Here is a 17,213-nt window from a genome sequence, read left to right as displayed (position 1 = left end):
TATGCAAAAAACACTTTACGCAGGCGACACTATCAAGCAGGTAGTCAGCTCGGCTGATTACCCTGCCACCGATGGCTGGACCTTAAAAGGCCGCTTTGCGCCTGTTGCTTCTGGCACGCCGGTGACAATCACGGCTGCTACTGCAGATAATGGTGCTGACTATGTGCTGACAGTACCAGCTGCCACGACTGGCGGGTGGGATGCTGGTAACTGGCAATACACGCTTTATGTTGAGCTGGCAGGGGAGCGCCATACCATTGAAGTGGGCAATATTAATGTGCTGGCTAACCCAGCCAGTGCCACAGCAGGTGCCGATACGCGCAGTCATGTGAAAAAGACGCTGGACGCGCTGGAAGCGATGATCGAGGGCAAGGCGGGTAAGGATGTGCAGAGTTACAGCATCAATGGCCGCCAGCTGCAGCATTACTCATTTCCAGATTTAATCATACTGCGAGATAAATACCTCGCCGAATACGCCCGTGAGCAGCAAACAGCAAGTGGCAAACCCGGTGGCCGTGGCCGTAAAATTCATGTGAGGTTTTAATGGTGCAGAAATATACTGGTCTTGGAAGTATTGCCTGGCTTAAAGGCATTCTTAAATCAGCACCGCCGCTGCCAGAGTGGATCCCACCCAGCGAAACCAACCCGCTATTGGTGAAGGGCCTGCAAAGCAAAACCACGCAATATGCACAGGTGCAAAAACAGCCGCATCGTGGACAAGTGCGTTTTTTTACCGCAGCTGGCCACGCACGTAACCAGGTAAGCTGGATCTCGCAAGATACGGCGATCAATGCCATATTGCAAAGCCAGCTTTACACCATGCGCACCCGCAGCCGCCACCTCACGCGCAACACTTCCCCGGGGCGTCGCTTTACGACGTTGGTCAAAAACAACGTCATCGGCCCTGATGGCATTCGCCTGCAATCACGTTGTGGCGATATGCGCACGGTCCAGGGCGAATTTAAATGGGTGCTCGATAACCTAGCCAACGATGCTATCGAATCACATTACAAAATCTGGTCACAGGCAAAGCATTGCGATGTGACTGGTGAGCAAAGCCTGCCAGAAATGTGCCGCATGTTGGCACACCTGCTGGCGCAAGATGGTGAAATTCTGGTCAAGGAAGTCGTTGGCACAAAGGCCACGCCATACCGCTACCAGCTGCAAGTGCTAGCCATTGATCGGCTGGATATTCACAAAAATGGCACTGCGGAAAATGGTAACCAAGTGCGCATGGGCGTTGAGTTTGATAGCACCGGCAAGAAAACCGCTTACTATGTGCTGCTGCGTAACCCTAACGACAGTCTCAGCCTGGGCATGCAAAAACATGAGCGCATCGCCGCTAATGAGATCATTCACCGTTTTGTAAAAACAGATCCTGAGCAGCTGCGCGGATTCCCATGGACCCATGCCGTGATGAACGGCGAGCGTATGCTGCAAATGTTCCAGGATGCTGCGCTTGAGGCCAGCGTGGTGGGTGCCTCAAACATGGGCTTTTACAAGCCGCCTGCGGCAGGTGAGGCGGGCTATATCGAACCTGGAGAAAACGGTGCAGGCGCAGAGGTAGCTGACGCACAAGAGGCTGGCGGCGCATTAGTAAAAGATGCGGTAGGGGGCGCTTTTGAAGTGCTGCCAGAAGGCTGGGACTTCACCAAGTTTGACCCTAACTATCCGCATGCAGCGTATAAGCCTTTTGTCGATGCAATCAAGTTGGATTTGGCCGCTGGTCTGGACATCGCAAACCATAACCTCAGCGGTGACATGACTGGCGTCAATTATTCCAGCGCCCGCATTGCCGAGCTGCAAGAGCGTGACGTGTGGCGTGGCATGCAAAAGTTTTTCATCAATGCGTTTTTCAAACACGTTACCGAACGCTGGTTGGAGCTTGGCTTGCTGGCAGGGGCCATCACTATGGAAAATGGCTCACCACTGCCAGCCACCAAGCTGGACAAGTTTTTGGCAGGACTCAACTACGTGCCACGCGGCTGGGATTGGGTAGATCCCAAAAACGAAATCGCCGCCGCTGCCGAGGCGATTGACCAGGGCCTCACTACTCGCAGCAAGGTTGTGGCCAGCAAGGGCGGCGACTTTGAGGAAAACATCATAGAGCTGGCTCGCGAAATGGAAATTTTACAAACCCATGGCGTCACGCTGGGGCAAATGAACAAACCAACGCAGGCCGCGCCTGCACCCGACAACATACAGGGAGACACCCAAAATGCCTAAAGTCACAAGTCGTGATTTTGAAAACAAGCAGCAACACCGCGCGCTTGTCGTCACCCGCGAGGCAATTGACCAGGAGTCACGCACCGTGCAACTGGCTTTTGCAAGCGAGGTGCCTTATGAGCGCTGGTATGGCACAGAGATTCTGGACTGCAGCCTGTCTGCTGTCCGGTTGGAGCGGATGCTAAATAAAGCGCCGCTTTTGTTTAACCATGATCGTGATGCACTGATTGGCGTCGTTGAACAGGTATCGCTGGGGGCCGATAAGGTATGTCGGGCCGTGGTTCGCTTTGGCAAAAGCGAGGATGCTGAGGAATGCTGGCAAGACGTGCTAGACGGTATTTTAAGCAAGGTGAGTGTGGGTTACATGATCCACGAAATGGTGCTGGAAAAAGAATCTGACACCGAAACCATCTACCGCGTAACCGATTGGGAGCCATACGAAATCAGCATGGTGACTATCCCCGCCGATGACACGGTCGGGATCGGTCGCAGCCACTCACCGCCCGAATCACCCCCGCAAAACCCAGCAACACCACAAGCCCGCGAAAGCGGGCTTTTTGTTACCCAAAACAAGGAGCCAAAAATGGAAAAAACCGTAGAGCAGTTGGAAAAAGAAGGCGCAGAATTGCGCGCAAAAATGAGCGCTGGCGAATTTGAAACCGCCCGCCGCGATGCCATCATCGAAATCGGCGTGAAATACGCCGAGCACCTAACACCTGCCGACATTGCCGATGCCATCCGCTCTGGCAAAACACCCCCGCAAGTGCAAGAAATGGTCATCGAGCGCATGAGTGCCAAACACAGCGACGTGTCTGCTGCACACATTGGCATGGATAAAAAAGACATCAAGCGCTACAGCATCGCCAATGCTGTGCGTGCCATCATCACCGGTGACTGGTCCAAAGCTGGGCTGGAAGAAGCTGCAGCAAAAGAATGCTCTGAGCGTTTTGGCAGCACCACTGGCTTTACTGGCCGCAACTTGCTGGTGCCATACGATGTGCTGACGCAGCGTGACTTTACCGTAGGCACAGCGGCTGAAGCTGGTAACCTGGTCGCTACCGATCTGCGCGGTGATTTGTTTGTGGACATTCTGCGCGCCCGCACAGTGCTGGGCGAGGCAGGCGCAACAGTCTTGTATGGTCTGACCGGCAACGTGGATATCCCGCGCAAAACCGTAGGCTCCAGTCTGGCATGGTTGGCCGAGATCGGCGCAGCTGCTGAAACCCAGCCAAACACTGGCAAAGTTAGTCTGACTCCAAAACGTATTGGTGGCTTTGTTGAATATTCCAAACAAGCGGTGATCCAGTCTGCCCTGGCAGTTGAACCTATGCTGCGTCAGGATTTGGAATCGGAATACCTGGTGCAGTTTGAAACTGCTGCATTAAATGGCTCTGGCTCCAGCAACCAACCACGCGGTATCCGTAATGTGTCTGGTATTGGCTCAGTGCAGGGTGGCACAAACGGTGCACAGCTGGCTTGGTCCCACGTGGTCGGTCTGGAGTCTGCTGTTGCAAACGTTAACTCTAACCCTGGCGCAAATGCTGCGTACATTGTCAACACACGTACCCGTGGCTTTGCCAAGCAAACGCTTAAAGCGGCTGGCTTTCAGCAATTTATTTGGGATAACGGTGACACACCGCTCAATGGCTACCGCGCATTAGTGACCAATCTCATGCCAAGCAACTTGACCAAAGGCAGCAGCTCCGGCGTGTGTTCCAGCGGTTTGTTTGGCTCCGATTGGTCCATGCTGGTCATGGGTACATTTGGCGCCCTGGAGCTGACACTGGATGAAATTACCCAGGCAGTGAATGGCATGAACCGCCTCATCCTCAATGCATACGTGGATGTGGCTTGCCGTCGTGCAGCTGACTTCTCAGTGATGGATGACATCCTGACCGTATAACTGGTTATCTCCAACTTGGCCCGCCTAGAGCGGGTCTTTTTTTTGAATATTTAGGAGTAAAAAAATGGCTACAGGTGATAAGAATTTACCAGTGAAACTGGTAGTGGTTGAAGCCACTAAAATTGACGGCAAGCATGTTTCTGTAGGTGAGATTTTAAACAATACACCTACAGAATTAGCTTTTGAGTTAGGTGCTGCAGGTAAGGTCCGTGCCTGGACCAAAGAGTTAGAAGCCGATATGAAGGCACGTGCCAAGGCTGAAGAAGAAGCCAAGCAGGCGCGTGCAACTCAATCAGGTGCTTTTGTTTTGGGTGAAGCTGTTGCAACAGGTTCTGGCGTGTCGGCTGATGACATTAAGGCAGCAATCTCCCAGGGCATCGCAGCAGGCATGCAGGCAGTGGCTGAACAATTGGCCGCTGCGCCAGAAGAAACCCCAGGCGGTGATAACGCTGAAAATACAGCAGACGCTGATAAAGCCAAGTAATCATGCTTGAAGACTTGACGCTGTTTTTTGACCAGGCAGAGTTTGCACAAGATGCGGTCTGGAGTGCGCAGCCAGATAAACCGGTAGAGGTAATCTTCGATAACCAGTATCTGGAAACGCTGGGCGTAAGCACCTCAAACCCGCAAGCCACGGCTATTGCTGCGCACATGCCAAATGTGGCACGCGGACAAACCCTGACAATTAACAGCGTCGTCTACAAAATTGATGATATCCAGCCGGATGGCACCGGCATTCTCGTATTGCAGCTTAAAAAGGCATAACCATGGCCCACGCCCGCACACAGATCCGCGAAGCGGTCAAAGCACATCTGACAAGTATTTCTGCCTTTAATGGAAATGTGTTTAGCAGTCGTTTTTCCAATTTGCAAACCGCTGAGCTGCCCAGTGTTACGGTATTTTCTCCGCAAGAAAATAATGATTCTGGTGACATACATGGCTTTTCAGTTGAGCGCACATTGCAGTTGGCTATCAGCATTAAAACAGCGGAAATTTCCAATATAGACATCGTTCTAGATGATTTGTGTGAAGCAGTAGAAATAGCAATGGATACAGCCGGCGGTTTTGGAGGTTTGGTGAAAAACATTCAACTTACGGCTACCCAGATTCAGATCAATGAGGATGCAGCCGAGCCTGTTGGTGAAGCGCTATTGCAGTACCAGGTGACATATTTCACGCAGGCAAATAATCCTGCAATCACTTTATAAAGGAGTATTTAAATGGCACAAGTGACCATTTGGAAGGGCGTGCAGATTGCCATGCAATCGGCTGTTGCTGCCGCAAAAGATTTAACCGCAATTACCAAGGCTAACCCTGGTGTGGCTGCATGTGCTTCACACGGGTACGCAAACGGTGAATACCTGCGCTTTAAAAACGTGCTAGGTATGTACCAAGTCAATAACCGCATCATTCGCGTTGCTGGGCAAACTACAGGTAACTTTAACCTTGAAGGTGAAGATACTACTTTGTATGGCACCTTTGTTTCTGGCCAGGTTGAAAAAGTAACTTTTGGGACTACGTTCAGCACCTTCCTGGATTGTAGCGTGACAGGTGGTGACTTCCCTCAAATCGATACCACCACGATTCACGATTTGCAAAAATCCAGCCAGCCAGGCATGCCAAACGGTTTGGTGATCACCTCAAACAACATTTGGGATGTTTCGGATGCTGCTTTGATTGCGGCTAAAAAACAGTCCGATGCTCAAACCTTGAGTGCATTTTTGGTGACCTTCCAAAACGGCCAGAAATTCGTCATCAATGGTTATATTGGTTGTACTTTGTCGCCAGCCGGTAACGCGCAAGAAAAAGTCACCACCCAGATTGTCATTACTGGTGTTGGCTCACCAACTGTTTACGCAAGTTAATGGTCATCAATAAAGCCAACGTACCGCCACCTGTTTTACCCAAGCAGGTGGTAGATGTGCCGGAGTTGGGCGGCGAGGTGATTGTGCGCGGGTTGATGCTAAGCGACCGCGTGCGTGTCATGAACATGGCAGCCAGCAGTGGTGTCATGGTCTCTGATTTATTGGCCTGCACCGTGGTGGATGCTGCTGGTGATCCCATTTATACCAAGGCTGAGTGGGAAGAGTTTGGCGCGTCGAACTTTAATGTTTGCCTTGAGCTGTTTAAAACTGCCAAAGCATTAAGCGGGCTTGATGCTGAGGTCAACGAAAAAAAATCCTAGCGCCCGGTGTGCTGATGCGCATGAAAATTGCAGCACAGCTGGGCCGCACATTGCATGAGTTAGAGCACACCATGTCGGGCGAAGAGTTCGGCATGTGGGTGGCTTATCACACCCCGCCAGAAAGTCGAGAAAATGAATCCAATCTATGAGGTGATTATCTCTGGTAAAGACCAGACCAAACAGGCCTTTGATAGCATCATTGGCAATGTGGGCAAGGTTAATGGCCTGGTGGCTGGTTTGGGGATATCCATTAGCGCCGGTGGGTTGGCTGCACTGATTAAACAAGCGGCCGATTTTAATGACGAAATGGGCGATATGGCCCAGACGCTCGGCACCACTACAGAAAATCTGTCAGCGCTACAATATGCAGCCAAGTTTGGGGGCGGGGTAGATGAATTAAACGCCGGGCTGACCAAGCTGGCAAAAAATGCCAGTGATGCGGCCAATGGCAGTAAAAGTGCACAGCAGGCTTTTGACCAGCTAGGCATTGATCCTGCAAAATTCAATGACACTTCTGAGTTGTTCGAAGCTATTGTCGAGCAGCTATCTTTATTGCCAGATGGTATTCAAAAAACTGCAATAGCCCAAGACCTGCTTGGTAAGTCTGGGGCCAAACTGTTGCCATTAATTAATGGCGGCAAAGAAGGCTTGCGCGCCATGCGTGAAGAAGCTGAACGCCTCGGCCTGGTTGTGAGTGAGCAGGATGCAGTTGCCGCTGGTGAGTTCAATGACAACCTTGACCGCTTGTCTCTTACTGCCAAAGGCTTGGCTGTTCAGTTTGGGAATCAATTCGTTCCAATAATGAACGAAGTTGGTGATCGGATGGTTGAAGCTGCAAAAAAAGGAGGAATATTAAGCGGTGTTATTGAAGGTATTCTTGCTACAGGCGAGATTGTTTTATTTGGAGATGAGTTTGAACGTCGTCTTTCAAAAATTGATGAGCTAAATAAAGATCTGCAAACATATTCAACAAGGCTTGATTTAATCAATAAGGGCGACTCAATCTTAGAAGCTATATATGGTAAAGATGAGACTCGTGCAAAGATTGAAGAAACCTCCAAAGAATTAAAAAAATTATTAAAAGAGCAAAGTGATTTTTTAAACAAAAAAATACCTAGCTCGCCAGCCAAAACCTATGAACTGCCTCCCACACCCACCGGAAAAACCGAAGCTGAAAAACAGGCCGAAGCGGCTGCACGTGCTGCTGATAGCTTTGTGCAATCACTCAAAAAACAAGCTGACCAGCTTGGCCTGACCAAATCTGAGCAAATCGCCTATGAGGCCAGTTTGCTCAAACTCACTGATGCTCAGCGTAAATCTGTCAGCGCCAGCACTGCCAAGATTGAAGCCTATGAGCGCGAAAAAGAAACGCTCAAAGACCTGGCCGACTTTGAAAAAATGTTGCGTGAGTCTGATAATCAACAGCTTGAGGTAGATACAAGTATTTCTGCGGCACAAGATCAGCAGGTGGCTGATCAGGTGGCAGCAGCTGATAAGTTAAATCAGCAGCTCATTGAAAAAAATGAGCAGCTTAATATTGACCTGATTGAAAATGACAAAGAGCGAGCAAAAGCACAGCTTGAACTAGAGAATAAAAGAATTGTTGAAAGTATTGAGGCCTTAGTCACTGAGCAAGAGGTGCGTGATGATCTACTTGCTAAGCAAGCGTCTGCTTATGAAAAACAAATGCAGAAAATTGAACAAAGCTCCAAAAACACCACCACTATCGGCAAAGAACTTGGCTTAGTTTTTAAATCCAGCTTTGAGGATGCGATTGTTGGCACCGGTGATTTTGGTGATGCGCTAGAAGGTTTGGGGCAAGATATCGAGCGCTTGGCCGCACGTCGTTTAGTGCTGGAGCCTTTGTTGCAAGCATTTGACCAATTGTTATCTGGCGCTGGTGGTAGTGATATTTTAGGTAGCATTTTCAGCACCAGCCCTGTGATCACTAATGCGAAAGGTGGCGTGTATTCCGGTGCTGGGATCAGTGCGTATTCTGGCCAGGTGGTTTCCAGCCCAACGCTGTTTCCGTTTGCTAAGGGTGTTGGTTTAATGGGTGAGGCTGGCCCCGAGGCAATTGTGCCGCTCAAGCGTGGCGCAAATGGTGCCCTGGGCGTGAGCGCTGAAGGCATGGGCGGCGGCAAGGTTACTGTCAACATCATCAACCCGCCATCCCAGGCAAACGTATCACAGTCGCAAGATGCACAAGGGAATCTCACGCTCGATGTGATGTTTGACCGCATTAAAAACGAGCTGTCACGCGATGTGCGTCGCAATGGTCCTTTTGCCACTGCCTTGCAAGATCAATACAGCTTAAGCAGGGTAGGAGGGGCAGCATAATGGCAACCTGGCCCGCAACTGTGCCAGCCCCTTCTTTAGAAGGTTATGGCTATAACCCCGCCGATATCACCGCACGCACTGAAATGTCAGCAGGCTTGCCACGCGTGCGTCGCAAAAGCGTTGCCAAGTTTGGCCAGCTGCAATTCAACCTCAAGTTAAACTCGGCACAGGCGGCGGCATTTGAAAGCTGGTTTTATGATGAGGCAGGAGCCAACGGCGGTGCCGCATGGTTTGAAATGCTGGTTAAACTGCCTGCTGGCACTGTCACTAAAATGTGTCGATTTGTGCGGCCTTACGAGTCGCAATTGCTGACGCCAGATCGCTGGCAATTCTCAGCTGTCATCGAGGTCAGTTATGCCTAACGCTACGCTCTCAGATGCGCTCAAAGAAGCCTACGCCCGCGCGCCGACGGATACAGTCATTATCAACACCCTTGAGTTGCGTCACCCTGCATTTACTGAGCCGTTGCGCGTGGTGGCTGACTTTGTGGCCATTGATGCCTTGCTGGAAGACACCGCGCCGCTGAATGCTGGCGAGGTGGTGACGTTTCAGCCTTATCAGTTTGAGTTTCAATTGCCCGAGGTGATTGACAATGGTATCCCGGAGCTGGTGATCACCATTGAAAACGTCTCCCGGGAGATCATCCGCAACATCGAGCTGGCTGTGCCTGAAACTGACAAGCTGGAAGTCACCTACCGCGCTTATTTAAACAGCGACTTGACTACGCACGGGCCACACAATAACCCGCCGCTGCACCTCACCATCACATCAATACAGGCGACGTCTTCAACCATTGAGGCGCGCGCCTCGATTGTTGATTTTGTAAATAAAAAATTTCCCAATCAGGAATACACCGATGTCAGATTCCCTGGCCTTATTGCAGACTAATCAGGCTGTGCATTGGGCATTTGCTTACTTGGGCACACCCTGGGTGCGTGGCGGTGAAGGCCCCGGCTATGACTGCTACAGTTTTGTACGCATGGTCCAGCACCAGCACTTTGGCATTGTGATGCCAGTGATTGATGTGGATGCGGATGACTTTCGTGCGGTGGCTACACACATGCAGCAAAGCCATGAAAAAGCCAACTGGCAGCGCGTGAGCCAGCCGCAAGAAGGTGATTGTGTGTTGATGGCGCATGCCAAATACCCTACGCATATCGGCGTGTATTTGGCCGCTGATGGCGGCGGGGTGCTGCACTGTGTGCGTGGTGAGGGGGTTGTGTTTAGTAGTTTATCTGCCCTGGTATTAAGTGGCTGGGGCCGTTTGGAGTATTACCGTTATGCAAGCTGCGCTTAATATCTGCTATAACCCGTTTAACCTGGCCGCGGATCGCGCCCAGCATGCGGTGACTGACTCAGCCAGCATTGCCGAGCTGGTTGATCGTTATTGCATCCGGCTCGATCAACCGGTGATCTGCCTGCATAACGGCCAGCCGATGTTAGAAGCAAGTTGGCCAGAAACAACGCTGCAAGATAACGACGTGCTGGCTTTTGTGTATGTCCCGCAAGGTGGCGGTGGTGGCAGTAACCCGGTGCGCCTGGCGTTGACTATTGCGCTGGCAGTGTACGCTCCAGCGTTGGCAGGCAAGCTGGTTGGTGCTCAGTCCGGCATCCTTTTTGAAGTTGCAAGGGCAGGTATTGGCCTACTGGGCACTGCCTTAATCAATGCTCTGGTGCCACCTACACAAGCCCCTAAAGCCCGCCAGCAGTCTGCAGCGCTTTCTCCCAGCCCCACTTACTCTATCGGCGCACAGGGCAACCAGGCCCGCATTGGTCAGCCTATCCCTGTTTTGTATGGCAGCTTGCGCCCGTTCCCCGACTTTGCCGCCCAGCCATACGTTGAGTACGAAAACAACGAGCAATATCTGTATCAGTTGTTTTGCATCACGCAGGGTAAATGCTCGTTTAATGTTGATGATATCTGGCTGGAAGATACGCCGATTAATGGCTTTACTGGCGATTACACCATTGAAAAAATTGAGCCGTTTGCCGCCAGTACGTTGTACCCATATGAGGTGTTTAATGTCAGCGAGGTCACCGGGCAGGAGATCATTGATATTCAAATTGGCTACTTTGTTGCAAACCCGGTTGATACTCAGATCAACCAGCTTTCTTTTGATATTGTGCTGCCGCGTGGTTTGTATTATTTGAATGATGACGGCAACTATGAAAGCCGTACTGTAAGCGTAGTGTGTTTGGCTCAGCCCATCAATAATTCTGGTGCAACAATTGGCCCTGCGGTCACATTAGGCACTGAATCTATCAGTGCGGCTTCACCGACAGCCATTCGTAGAACGTTTAAATATTCAGTCAGCCCCGGGCGTTATCAGGTGGCGGTGTCTCGCTCGCCTGCATTTAACAGTGATCAGCGCCTGGCAAATGATATGGTGTGGGCAGGCGCACGTGGCTACTCTAGCCAAGCCCGCACCTATGGCAACTTGACGATGCTGGCGATTAAGCTGAAGGCGACCAATACTGTCTCCAATCAATCCTCACGCAAGGTCAATATTGCAGTCACCCGCCGATTGCCTGCGCCTTCTGTGGTGGCTGATGAGGTGGTCTGGTCCATCGAAAACAATACCCAATCTATTGCCTGGGCCATTGCTGACATGATCCGCGCAGAATATGGCGCAGGCGTTGCCGAGTCGCGCTATAACCTGGCGCAGCTGATGAGCCTGCACACCATTTGGGAAAGCCGTGGCGATACGCTTAACGCTTTGTTCGACACCGCATCCACATTTTGGGAGGCGCTCACTTTGGCCTGCAGGGCTGGCCGTTGCCGCCCTTATATTCAGGGCGGTGTAATCCACTTTGTGCGTGACAGCCTGCAAACCTTGCCCACGGTGTTGTTTAGTAACCGCAACATTGTTAAAGACACGTTCCGGCTCAACTACGTGATGCCGTCTGAAGACAATGCAGACGCGGTCGACGTGGAATACCTGGATGAATCCTACTGGAAGCCACGTACAATACGCTGTGCGCTTGATGCCGGTAGCGTAACCAAGCCGGTCAAAGTGCAGGCCTTTGGCATTACCAACCGCGCCCAGGCATTCCGTGAAGGCATGTATATGGCAGCGGCTAACCGCTATCGCCGCAAGGAAATCACTTTTGAAACCGAGCTGGAAGGGCACATCCCTAGCTTGGGTGATTTAATCGGCGTGCAGCACGACATGCCCGAGTGGGGGCAGTATGGCGAGGCCATCGCCTATACTACAGGCCAGATCATCTCTAGCGAGCCGTTTGAGTGGGTAGATGGTGCCACGCACTTTATGCTATTACGCACGGCCACAGGCGGCGCACAAGGGCCGATTGAAGTCACCCGTGGGGCTGATGATGCCACGCTGGTGTTTAACCCTGCCTTGCTCTCAGAATCCGTATATACCGGCTGGGACAAAGAGAAAACCCATATTGTGTTTGGTCCCTCTGGCCGCGTGATTCAGTTGGCCCGGGTGCTTAGCATCAAGCCACGCAAAGATACTGTTGAAATCGTAGCGATTAATGAAGACGCCCGGGTGCATAGTGCAGATGGCACCACTGTGCCGGTCGACGTGTTTGACTGGTCACTCCCTGCGCCTACCTTGCGCCCGATACTGGCGGACTTTACGCTTACTCAATCTGGCAGCGGCTTAACCCCCAGCCTTGCATTAAGCTGGCAGCCGCCTGCGGGATCAACCAAGTTCATCATCGAAACCAGCACCGATGACGAAAACTGGTCGACCATTGCAGAGATCACGCAAAACACCTTTAACTTTGTGGCTAACATTGGCCTGCTTTACGTGCGTGTGGCCGCGTTTGGCAGCCTTAAAGGCCCTTATGTGACCAAGTCTATCAATGTGGGTCAGGTAGCCCCACCGCCAGATGTTGCCAGCGGTACCATCACGCCCACTGGCCAAACGTTTGGGGTTAAGTGGGCAGCGGTGCCAGACTCTGACGCCTACAAGGTGCAAGTGGTTGTCGCAGCCAGTGTAAAGCGAGAATTTACCCTGACCAGCAACACGTTTGATTACTCTCTTGAAAACGCCCTGGCAGATGGCGGCCCCTGGCGGACCATAGGTGTGCGGATCTGGGCGCTCAAAGGCGGCGTGCAGTCTCAAAACCCGCTGGTATTATCTGGCACAAACCAGGCACCGGCAGCGCCGTCTGTCACACTGGTCCCGGGGCAAGGCAGTATTGGCATTACCGTTAGCCCCAGCACTGAGTTTGATTATGCGGGGACGTTGATTTATGCCAGCGACACTGCCGAATTCACGCCGGGCCCAGCCACGCTGGTGTATGAAGGCACAGGCACTTATTACTTGCTGATGACAACCGGCATTAAATACATTAAAGCCGCGCACTATGATACCTATGGTAAAACCGGCCTCAACTATTCCAATGAGTACAGTACCTCGCCCGGTAGCACAGTCGGTGGTATTGAGTCGGTTGATACACTGCCAGCCACAGGTACGGCTGACCAGATTCTTTATTTGACAACCGATGAAAAGCTGTATCGCTGGGATGCTACTTTGGGCGAATGGGTGACCGGTGCGAGTGGTGGATTGCCTGGTCCAGGTGAAGTGACCAGTGAAATGCTGGCGACCGGCGCTGTCATTGCCAATAAGATCTCTGTGGCTAACCTTGCAGCCATCAATGCCAATATGGGCGCAATTACCGCAGGCAGCATCACGCTTGATAACGCAGGCTGGATATCTGGCGGCATGTCTGCGTATGGGGTTGGGACAGGCTTTTACTTGGGTTACAGCTCTGCAGCCGGTGGCTATGTAATGCAGGTTGGGAACTCGACCAAGGGTTTCACCTGGGATGGTACTGACTTTACGATTAAAGGTAATTTTTTGGCAGGTTCGGTGAATATTAATAACCGATTTATTGTTGATGCAACTGGTTCGGTACAGATAAAAAGCGCATCCTCTGGTGCAAGAAATGAATATTACAGTGATGTAATCAAAACCTATGATGCTTCTGGTGTTTTAAGAGTTAAGCTTGGTAATTTGCTGGCATGAGTTATGGCCTTTTAGTTTACGATTTTTCAGGTAATCTGAACTTTTCATTAAAAGGTCAAACGCCAAGGTTTCATAGCTCTGGTGTGTTTACTGTACCTGGTGGTGGCAATGGCGTTATTGGCGCAAGGGTTGTTTATACCGTTAATATTTCTGTACCGGAAATAACAGATCCTGGTTTATGGTGGGTCGTCGATATTCCAATGACAAGCCCGGCTTATGAATATTCCTACAATGAAATATTCAGAGTAACTATCACCGCAGGCAATATAGAAATTATCGTCAGAATAAACGACACTCGTTTTAACATGCCCTTTAAATATGTGCTTATGGTGATGAGATGAGCTTTGGTATTCAGGTTAAAAATATCTATGGCGATACTCAGATTGATGGCCTTTATAAAAACTTTCAAGTTCAGTCTTATGGAGTCTCTAACCCTACCGTAGCAAGTCCTGATGGCTTTGGATATTTATGCCCCGTATATGCAAATTTTAATAGTGGGTCTCCCATTGTTATGGGTAGAAATGTCGGAACTTACTCAGGTAATTCATTAGGTGCCAGCGCGTATTTTTACCCTGAAAATACTATCAATGTTGGGGCTGATACATCTTTAAAATATGTGATCCTTGAGCCTATACCTGCTTTGCCAACGCCTGGTGCGGGTGAGTTTGGTCTTGAAATATTTAATCCTTCTGGCCTTGTTGTTTTTTCTTCACGTAGAAAAAATTTTATTATTGATGCAGTTATTACATTAACCAGTTACAGCTATAACAGTAGTCATGATGTCACTTTACCTGCGGTTGAGTTTGGCGAGCGCTATTACCAAATGTTAGTTAGATATGGTAATCAAACTGATGGTGTTGGTTATGGCATTATTTATTCTGAATTATCGCCTACGTTGTTAAGAGTTTATTTGTCTGAAGCTATTGGTGCCACAGGGCCAAGGACTGTTTCCTTTATTACAGGATATTTTCAACCATGAAATTGCTTAAGCACGATTCTGCAGGAAATATTACACTTGTAGTCAATTGCAACACTTACGAAGAGGCTCCGCCAGACTGTGTTTTATTGGAAACTGATTTGGATGATTTGGCTATTATCAATGATCATTATTTAAAAGATGGCGTTTTAAAAAAACGTTCACCAAGGCCGACAGAGAATCATTTATGGAACACTGATTCTGAATCTTGGGTATTAGATTTAAACAATCTGAAAAATTCTAAATCTAAATATGTTGATCAAGCCTGCAAAACTGCTATCGTTTCCGGTTTTGTCTCATATGCGCTTGGTAAACCGTATCATTACCCATCAAAAGTAACCGACCAGCAAAACCTTTCGGCATCCGTACTGGCAAGTTATGACCCTGATAACGCGCCAGATTGGAAAACCCCGTTTTGGTGTTCTGACGCAGCGGGAGAGTGGGCTTTTAGGCCGCATACGGCTGCGCAGATCCGGGAAGTGGGGCGGGATGCAAAAACCGCGATTATTGCCTATCAGTTTAAAAATGAAGGTTTGCAGGCTGATATCTCAGCAGCGACAACAGTAGAAGAGATTGCCGCTATTTTGTGGTAGCTCATATATTTTATCCAGCCACCCTTGGGTGGCTTTTTTATTGCCCGCAAAAAAACAGAAAGGCCACAAAAAAATGCTTACTCCTCCAAAATCACCATTCGGTTACGACCTGCTTGTTTATGTCTGGGTGATCTTCTTGTCCGTGCTAGGTGGCATTGTCAATTTCACGCGCAAGATGCGCGAGGGAAAGGTGCGAGTTTTTAACATCACTGAGTTTATTGGGGAGCTGGTTACCAGTGCGTTTTCCGGGCTCTGCACGTTTTGGCTGTGTGAGTGGGCAAACCTTGACCAGTTGCTGATGGTGGTGTTTGTAGCCATAAGCGGCCACATGGGCAGCCGCGCGATTATGCTGTTTGAGCGTTGGGCAGAAGATAAATTTCAAAAGTTGGGAGGGGTTAATGATGCTCACCATGGCTGATTACGCAGGCAAGTGGCTGTCACATGCCGATTTTACAAAGCAACGTCAAAACAGCGCCGATGCCTTATTGCGTCAAGTTAATCTGCTGCTCAATGCGGCGCAGCGTGCCGGCGTCGATTTACCAATTAATCCGGCCACCGGCTCGCAAGTTTCAGGTCAGCAATATGGCGGCTTTAGGCCGCAGTCATGCTCAATCGGCGCGCCTGAGTCTGCGCACAAAGTTGGCATGGCCGTAGACATATACGATCCGGCCAACAAGCTCGATGCGTGGATCAATGATGGCATCCTGACCCAGTATCAGCTTTACCGTGAAGCGCCAGAAAGTACACCAGGCTGGTGCCACCTGACAACGCGGGCACCACGGTCTGGCCGCCGCACATTTAAACCTTAATTTTTAAAGGCTCACTTATGACTGCTCTTGTTACTTCAAATGATCTTGGCTTGAGGATTGCAAAAATATTAAATATTCCTGCTGATAATTTAGTGTCTGTTTCAGTTGAGCTTAATGCAGGAGAAATGGCAAAAATAGTTACAGCGCACGCTGTAACTCCTGAACACGCTGATGAGCTTGTGAATGAGCTTCGGCAGTTCAATCTGGTTAATCAGGTGGAATAAATGATTTTTGCAAATATCAGCTGGCAAACCAAACTCATCGCCATTGCCGCCCTGTGCATCGCCAGCTTTGCAACTGGCTGGCGTGTCCACGGCTGGAAAACTAAAGCCGACCTAACCCATACCATTGCCAAGGCCGAAAAAACGCGTCAGAGCGATGAAGGCCAACAGGCCAATATCGTCACCGACAAGCAAGATGCGCAGGCCGAAGTCAAAATCATCTATCGAACCATCCGGGAGAAAATCCATGATCAAAACGATCAGTCTGTTTGTTTTACTGCTGAGTCTTTGCAGTTGTGGAACGCTGCCATCGGCGCAAACACAGATCTACATCGACGAAAGCCTGCTGGAGAAGCCGAAGCAGCTGATACCGCTGAAAGGCAGCAAGGCCAAACAGGACGAGATCTCGTCGCCACGGTCACAGACACCCTGACTAACGCGACCGACAATTTTGAGATATGCACCGATAACAGTGTTAAACACCTGGCACTCATCGAGCGCGTGAGATCGCTGCAGGGCAAGATGTGTTATTGCAGCCAGTAGACCATATGCTTGGTTAAGCGGCTAGTCTTAATTGCTGAATCAAGGTAATATGCGCGGGGTTAGTGTCGCATCGCCGTGGGGACGCCAGTTCAGTCTTAAATGATTGATTCGCAATAAAATTCACAAGTATCAAAGACTTACACTCACCTTTTTGGATACAAGGCTGGATACATTCAGCTACAATCAGGTATGAAAGATATGTCTACGCAAGGTCTGTTAGAACGCTCTAACGGTTACTACTTTCAAGCTCGAATACCCAAGCAATACCGTCAGCACTACCCTAGAGAAGTCATAAGGGAAAAGCTACCCACGGACAACCGCAAAGAGGCTATAGCTTTGGTTCGTATGAATCGCCCCGGCTGCATTAGATACTTTTTAGCCTCATACTTGAGGTTAATAGGAGTATTAAATGAGCAA

General features: G+C 50.0%; 22 protein-coding genes. All 22 read left to right on the top strand.

From position 1 onward, the window contains the following. Window position 1 precedes the first annotated feature (1 nt). On the top strand, window positions 2–544 hold the full coding sequence (locus tag Q9292_RS09885; protein ID WP_313987488.1) for a hypothetical protein: 543 nt from the start codon (window positions 2–4) through the stop codon (window positions 542–544). Next, window positions 544–2,226 carry a phage portal protein gene (locus Q9292_RS09880; RefSeq protein WP_313987486.1) on the top strand — a complete coding sequence of 561 codons (1,683 nt, stop codon included), beginning with the start codon at window positions 544–546 and terminating at the stop codon, window positions 2,224–2,226. The genes Q9292_RS09885 and Q9292_RS09880 overlap by 1 nt, the downstream gene beginning before the upstream one ends. Next, window positions 2,219–4,129, top strand: a complete 1,911-nt coding sequence (locus Q9292_RS09875; RefSeq protein WP_313987484.1) for a phage major capsid protein — start codon at window positions 2,219–2,221, stop codon at window positions 4,127–4,129. Before Q9292_RS09880 ends, Q9292_RS09875 begins: the two co-directional genes overlap by 8 nt. A 64-nt stretch (window positions 4,130–4,193) precedes the next feature. Continuing rightward, a complete protein-coding gene (locus Q9292_RS09870; protein ID WP_313987482.1) occupies window positions 4,194–4,613 on the top strand; it encodes a hypothetical protein in 420 nt (139 codons plus the stop codon). Window positions 4,614–4,615: 2 nt separating this feature from the next. Further along, the gene (locus Q9292_RS09865; RefSeq protein WP_313987479.1) at window positions 4,616–4,894 is read left to right on the top strand and encodes a hypothetical protein; all 279 of its coding nucleotides are present in this window, start codon (window positions 4,616–4,618) and stop codon (window positions 4,892–4,894) included. 2 nt (window positions 4,895–4,896) lie between these two features. Then, window positions 4,897–5,337, top strand: a complete 441-nt coding sequence (gpU, locus tag Q9292_RS09860; RefSeq protein ID WP_313987477.1) for a phage tail terminator protein — start codon at window positions 4,897–4,899, stop codon at window positions 5,335–5,337. A 39-nt stretch (window positions 5,338–5,376) separates the two neighbouring features. Next, a complete protein-coding gene (locus Q9292_RS09855; protein ID WP_313987474.1) occupies window positions 5,377–5,994 on the top strand; it encodes a phage tail tube protein in 618 nt (205 codons plus the stop codon). After that, the gene (locus Q9292_RS09850; RefSeq protein ID WP_313987472.1) at window positions 5,994–6,314 is read left to right on the top strand and encodes a hypothetical protein; all 321 of its coding nucleotides are present in this window, start codon (window positions 5,994–5,996) and stop codon (window positions 6,312–6,314) included. The genes Q9292_RS09855 and Q9292_RS09850 overlap by 1 nt, the downstream gene beginning before the upstream one ends. Window positions 6,315–6,334: 20 nt before the next feature. Continuing rightward, on the top strand, window positions 6,335–6,463 hold the full coding sequence (locus tag Q9292_RS09845) for a hypothetical protein (protein WP_313987469.1): 129 nt from the start codon (window positions 6,335–6,337) through the stop codon (window positions 6,461–6,463). Next, the gene (locus Q9292_RS09840; protein ID WP_313987467.1) at window positions 6,447–8,654 is read left to right on the top strand and encodes a hypothetical protein; all 2,208 of its coding nucleotides are present in this window, start codon (window positions 6,447–6,449) and stop codon (window positions 8,652–8,654) included. The genes Q9292_RS09845 and Q9292_RS09840 overlap by 17 nt, the downstream gene beginning before the upstream one ends. Next, a complete protein-coding gene (locus tag Q9292_RS09835) occupies window positions 8,654–9,016 on the top strand; it encodes a hypothetical protein (protein ID WP_313987464.1) in 363 nt (120 codons plus the stop codon). The genes Q9292_RS09840 and Q9292_RS09835 overlap by 1 nt, the downstream gene beginning before the upstream one ends. Then, on the top strand, window positions 9,009–9,542 hold the full coding sequence (locus Q9292_RS09830; RefSeq protein ID WP_313987460.1) for a DUF1833 family protein: 534 nt from the start codon (window positions 9,009–9,011) through the stop codon (window positions 9,540–9,542). Before Q9292_RS09835 ends, Q9292_RS09830 begins: the two co-directional genes overlap by 8 nt. After that, entirely contained in the window at window positions 9,511–9,951 is a 441-nt protein-coding gene (locus tag Q9292_RS09825; protein WP_313987457.1) for a C40 family peptidase, read from the top strand. Before Q9292_RS09830 ends, Q9292_RS09825 begins: the two co-directional genes overlap by 32 nt. Next, window positions 9,935–13,654 (top strand): host specificity factor TipJ family phage tail protein, encoded by a 3,720-nt coding sequence (locus tag Q9292_RS09820; protein ID WP_313987454.1) that lies wholly within the window; start codon window positions 9,935–9,937, stop codon window positions 13,652–13,654. Before Q9292_RS09825 ends, Q9292_RS09820 begins: the two co-directional genes overlap by 17 nt. Continuing rightward, complete coding sequence (locus tag Q9292_RS09815; RefSeq protein WP_313987451.1) at window positions 13,651–13,995, top strand: hypothetical protein; 345 nt, start codon at window positions 13,651–13,653, stop codon at window positions 13,993–13,995. Before Q9292_RS09820 ends, Q9292_RS09815 begins: the two co-directional genes overlap by 4 nt. Continuing rightward, window positions 13,992–14,633, top strand: a complete 642-nt coding sequence (locus tag Q9292_RS09810) for a DUF6453 family protein (RefSeq protein WP_313987449.1) — start codon at window positions 13,992–13,994, stop codon at window positions 14,631–14,633. Before Q9292_RS09815 ends, Q9292_RS09810 begins: the two co-directional genes overlap by 4 nt. Further along, window positions 14,630–15,223 (top strand): hypothetical protein, encoded by a 594-nt coding sequence (locus Q9292_RS09805; RefSeq protein WP_313987447.1) that lies wholly within the window; start codon window positions 14,630–14,632, stop codon window positions 15,221–15,223. Before Q9292_RS09810 ends, Q9292_RS09805 begins: the two co-directional genes overlap by 4 nt. Window positions 15,224–15,251: 28 nt before the next feature. Next, entirely contained in the window at window positions 15,252–15,641 is a 390-nt protein-coding gene (locus Q9292_RS09800) for a phage holin family protein (RefSeq protein ID WP_313987443.1), read from the top strand. Beyond that, complete coding sequence (locus Q9292_RS09795; protein WP_313987441.1) at window positions 15,634–16,032, top strand: hypothetical protein; 399 nt, start codon at window positions 15,634–15,636, stop codon at window positions 16,030–16,032. Before Q9292_RS09800 ends, Q9292_RS09795 begins: the two co-directional genes overlap by 8 nt. A 17-nt stretch (window positions 16,033–16,049) precedes the next feature. After that, entirely contained in the window at window positions 16,050–16,256 is a 207-nt protein-coding gene (locus Q9292_RS09790; RefSeq protein WP_313987438.1) for a hypothetical protein, read from the top strand. Then, window positions 16,257–16,796: a hypothetical protein gene (locus Q9292_RS09785; RefSeq protein ID WP_313987435.1), complete on the top strand. Its 540-nt coding sequence runs from the start codon at window positions 16,257–16,259 to the stop codon at window positions 16,794–16,796. 189 nt (window positions 16,797–16,985) lie between these two features. Then, a partial coding sequence (locus Q9292_RS14335) for a DUF6538 domain-containing protein (protein WP_409934494.1) occupies window positions 16,986–17,213 on the top strand: 228 nt, incomplete at its 3' end.

The sequence above is a fragment of the Methylophilus sp. VKM B-3414 genome (assembly GCF_032248435.1).
Lineage (GTDB): Bacteria > Pseudomonadota > Gammaproteobacteria > Burkholderiales > Methylophilaceae > Methylophilus > Methylophilus glucosoxydans.
Note: the sequence above shows the minus strand (reverse complement) of the source record. Positions and strands in the feature narration are given on the sequence as shown.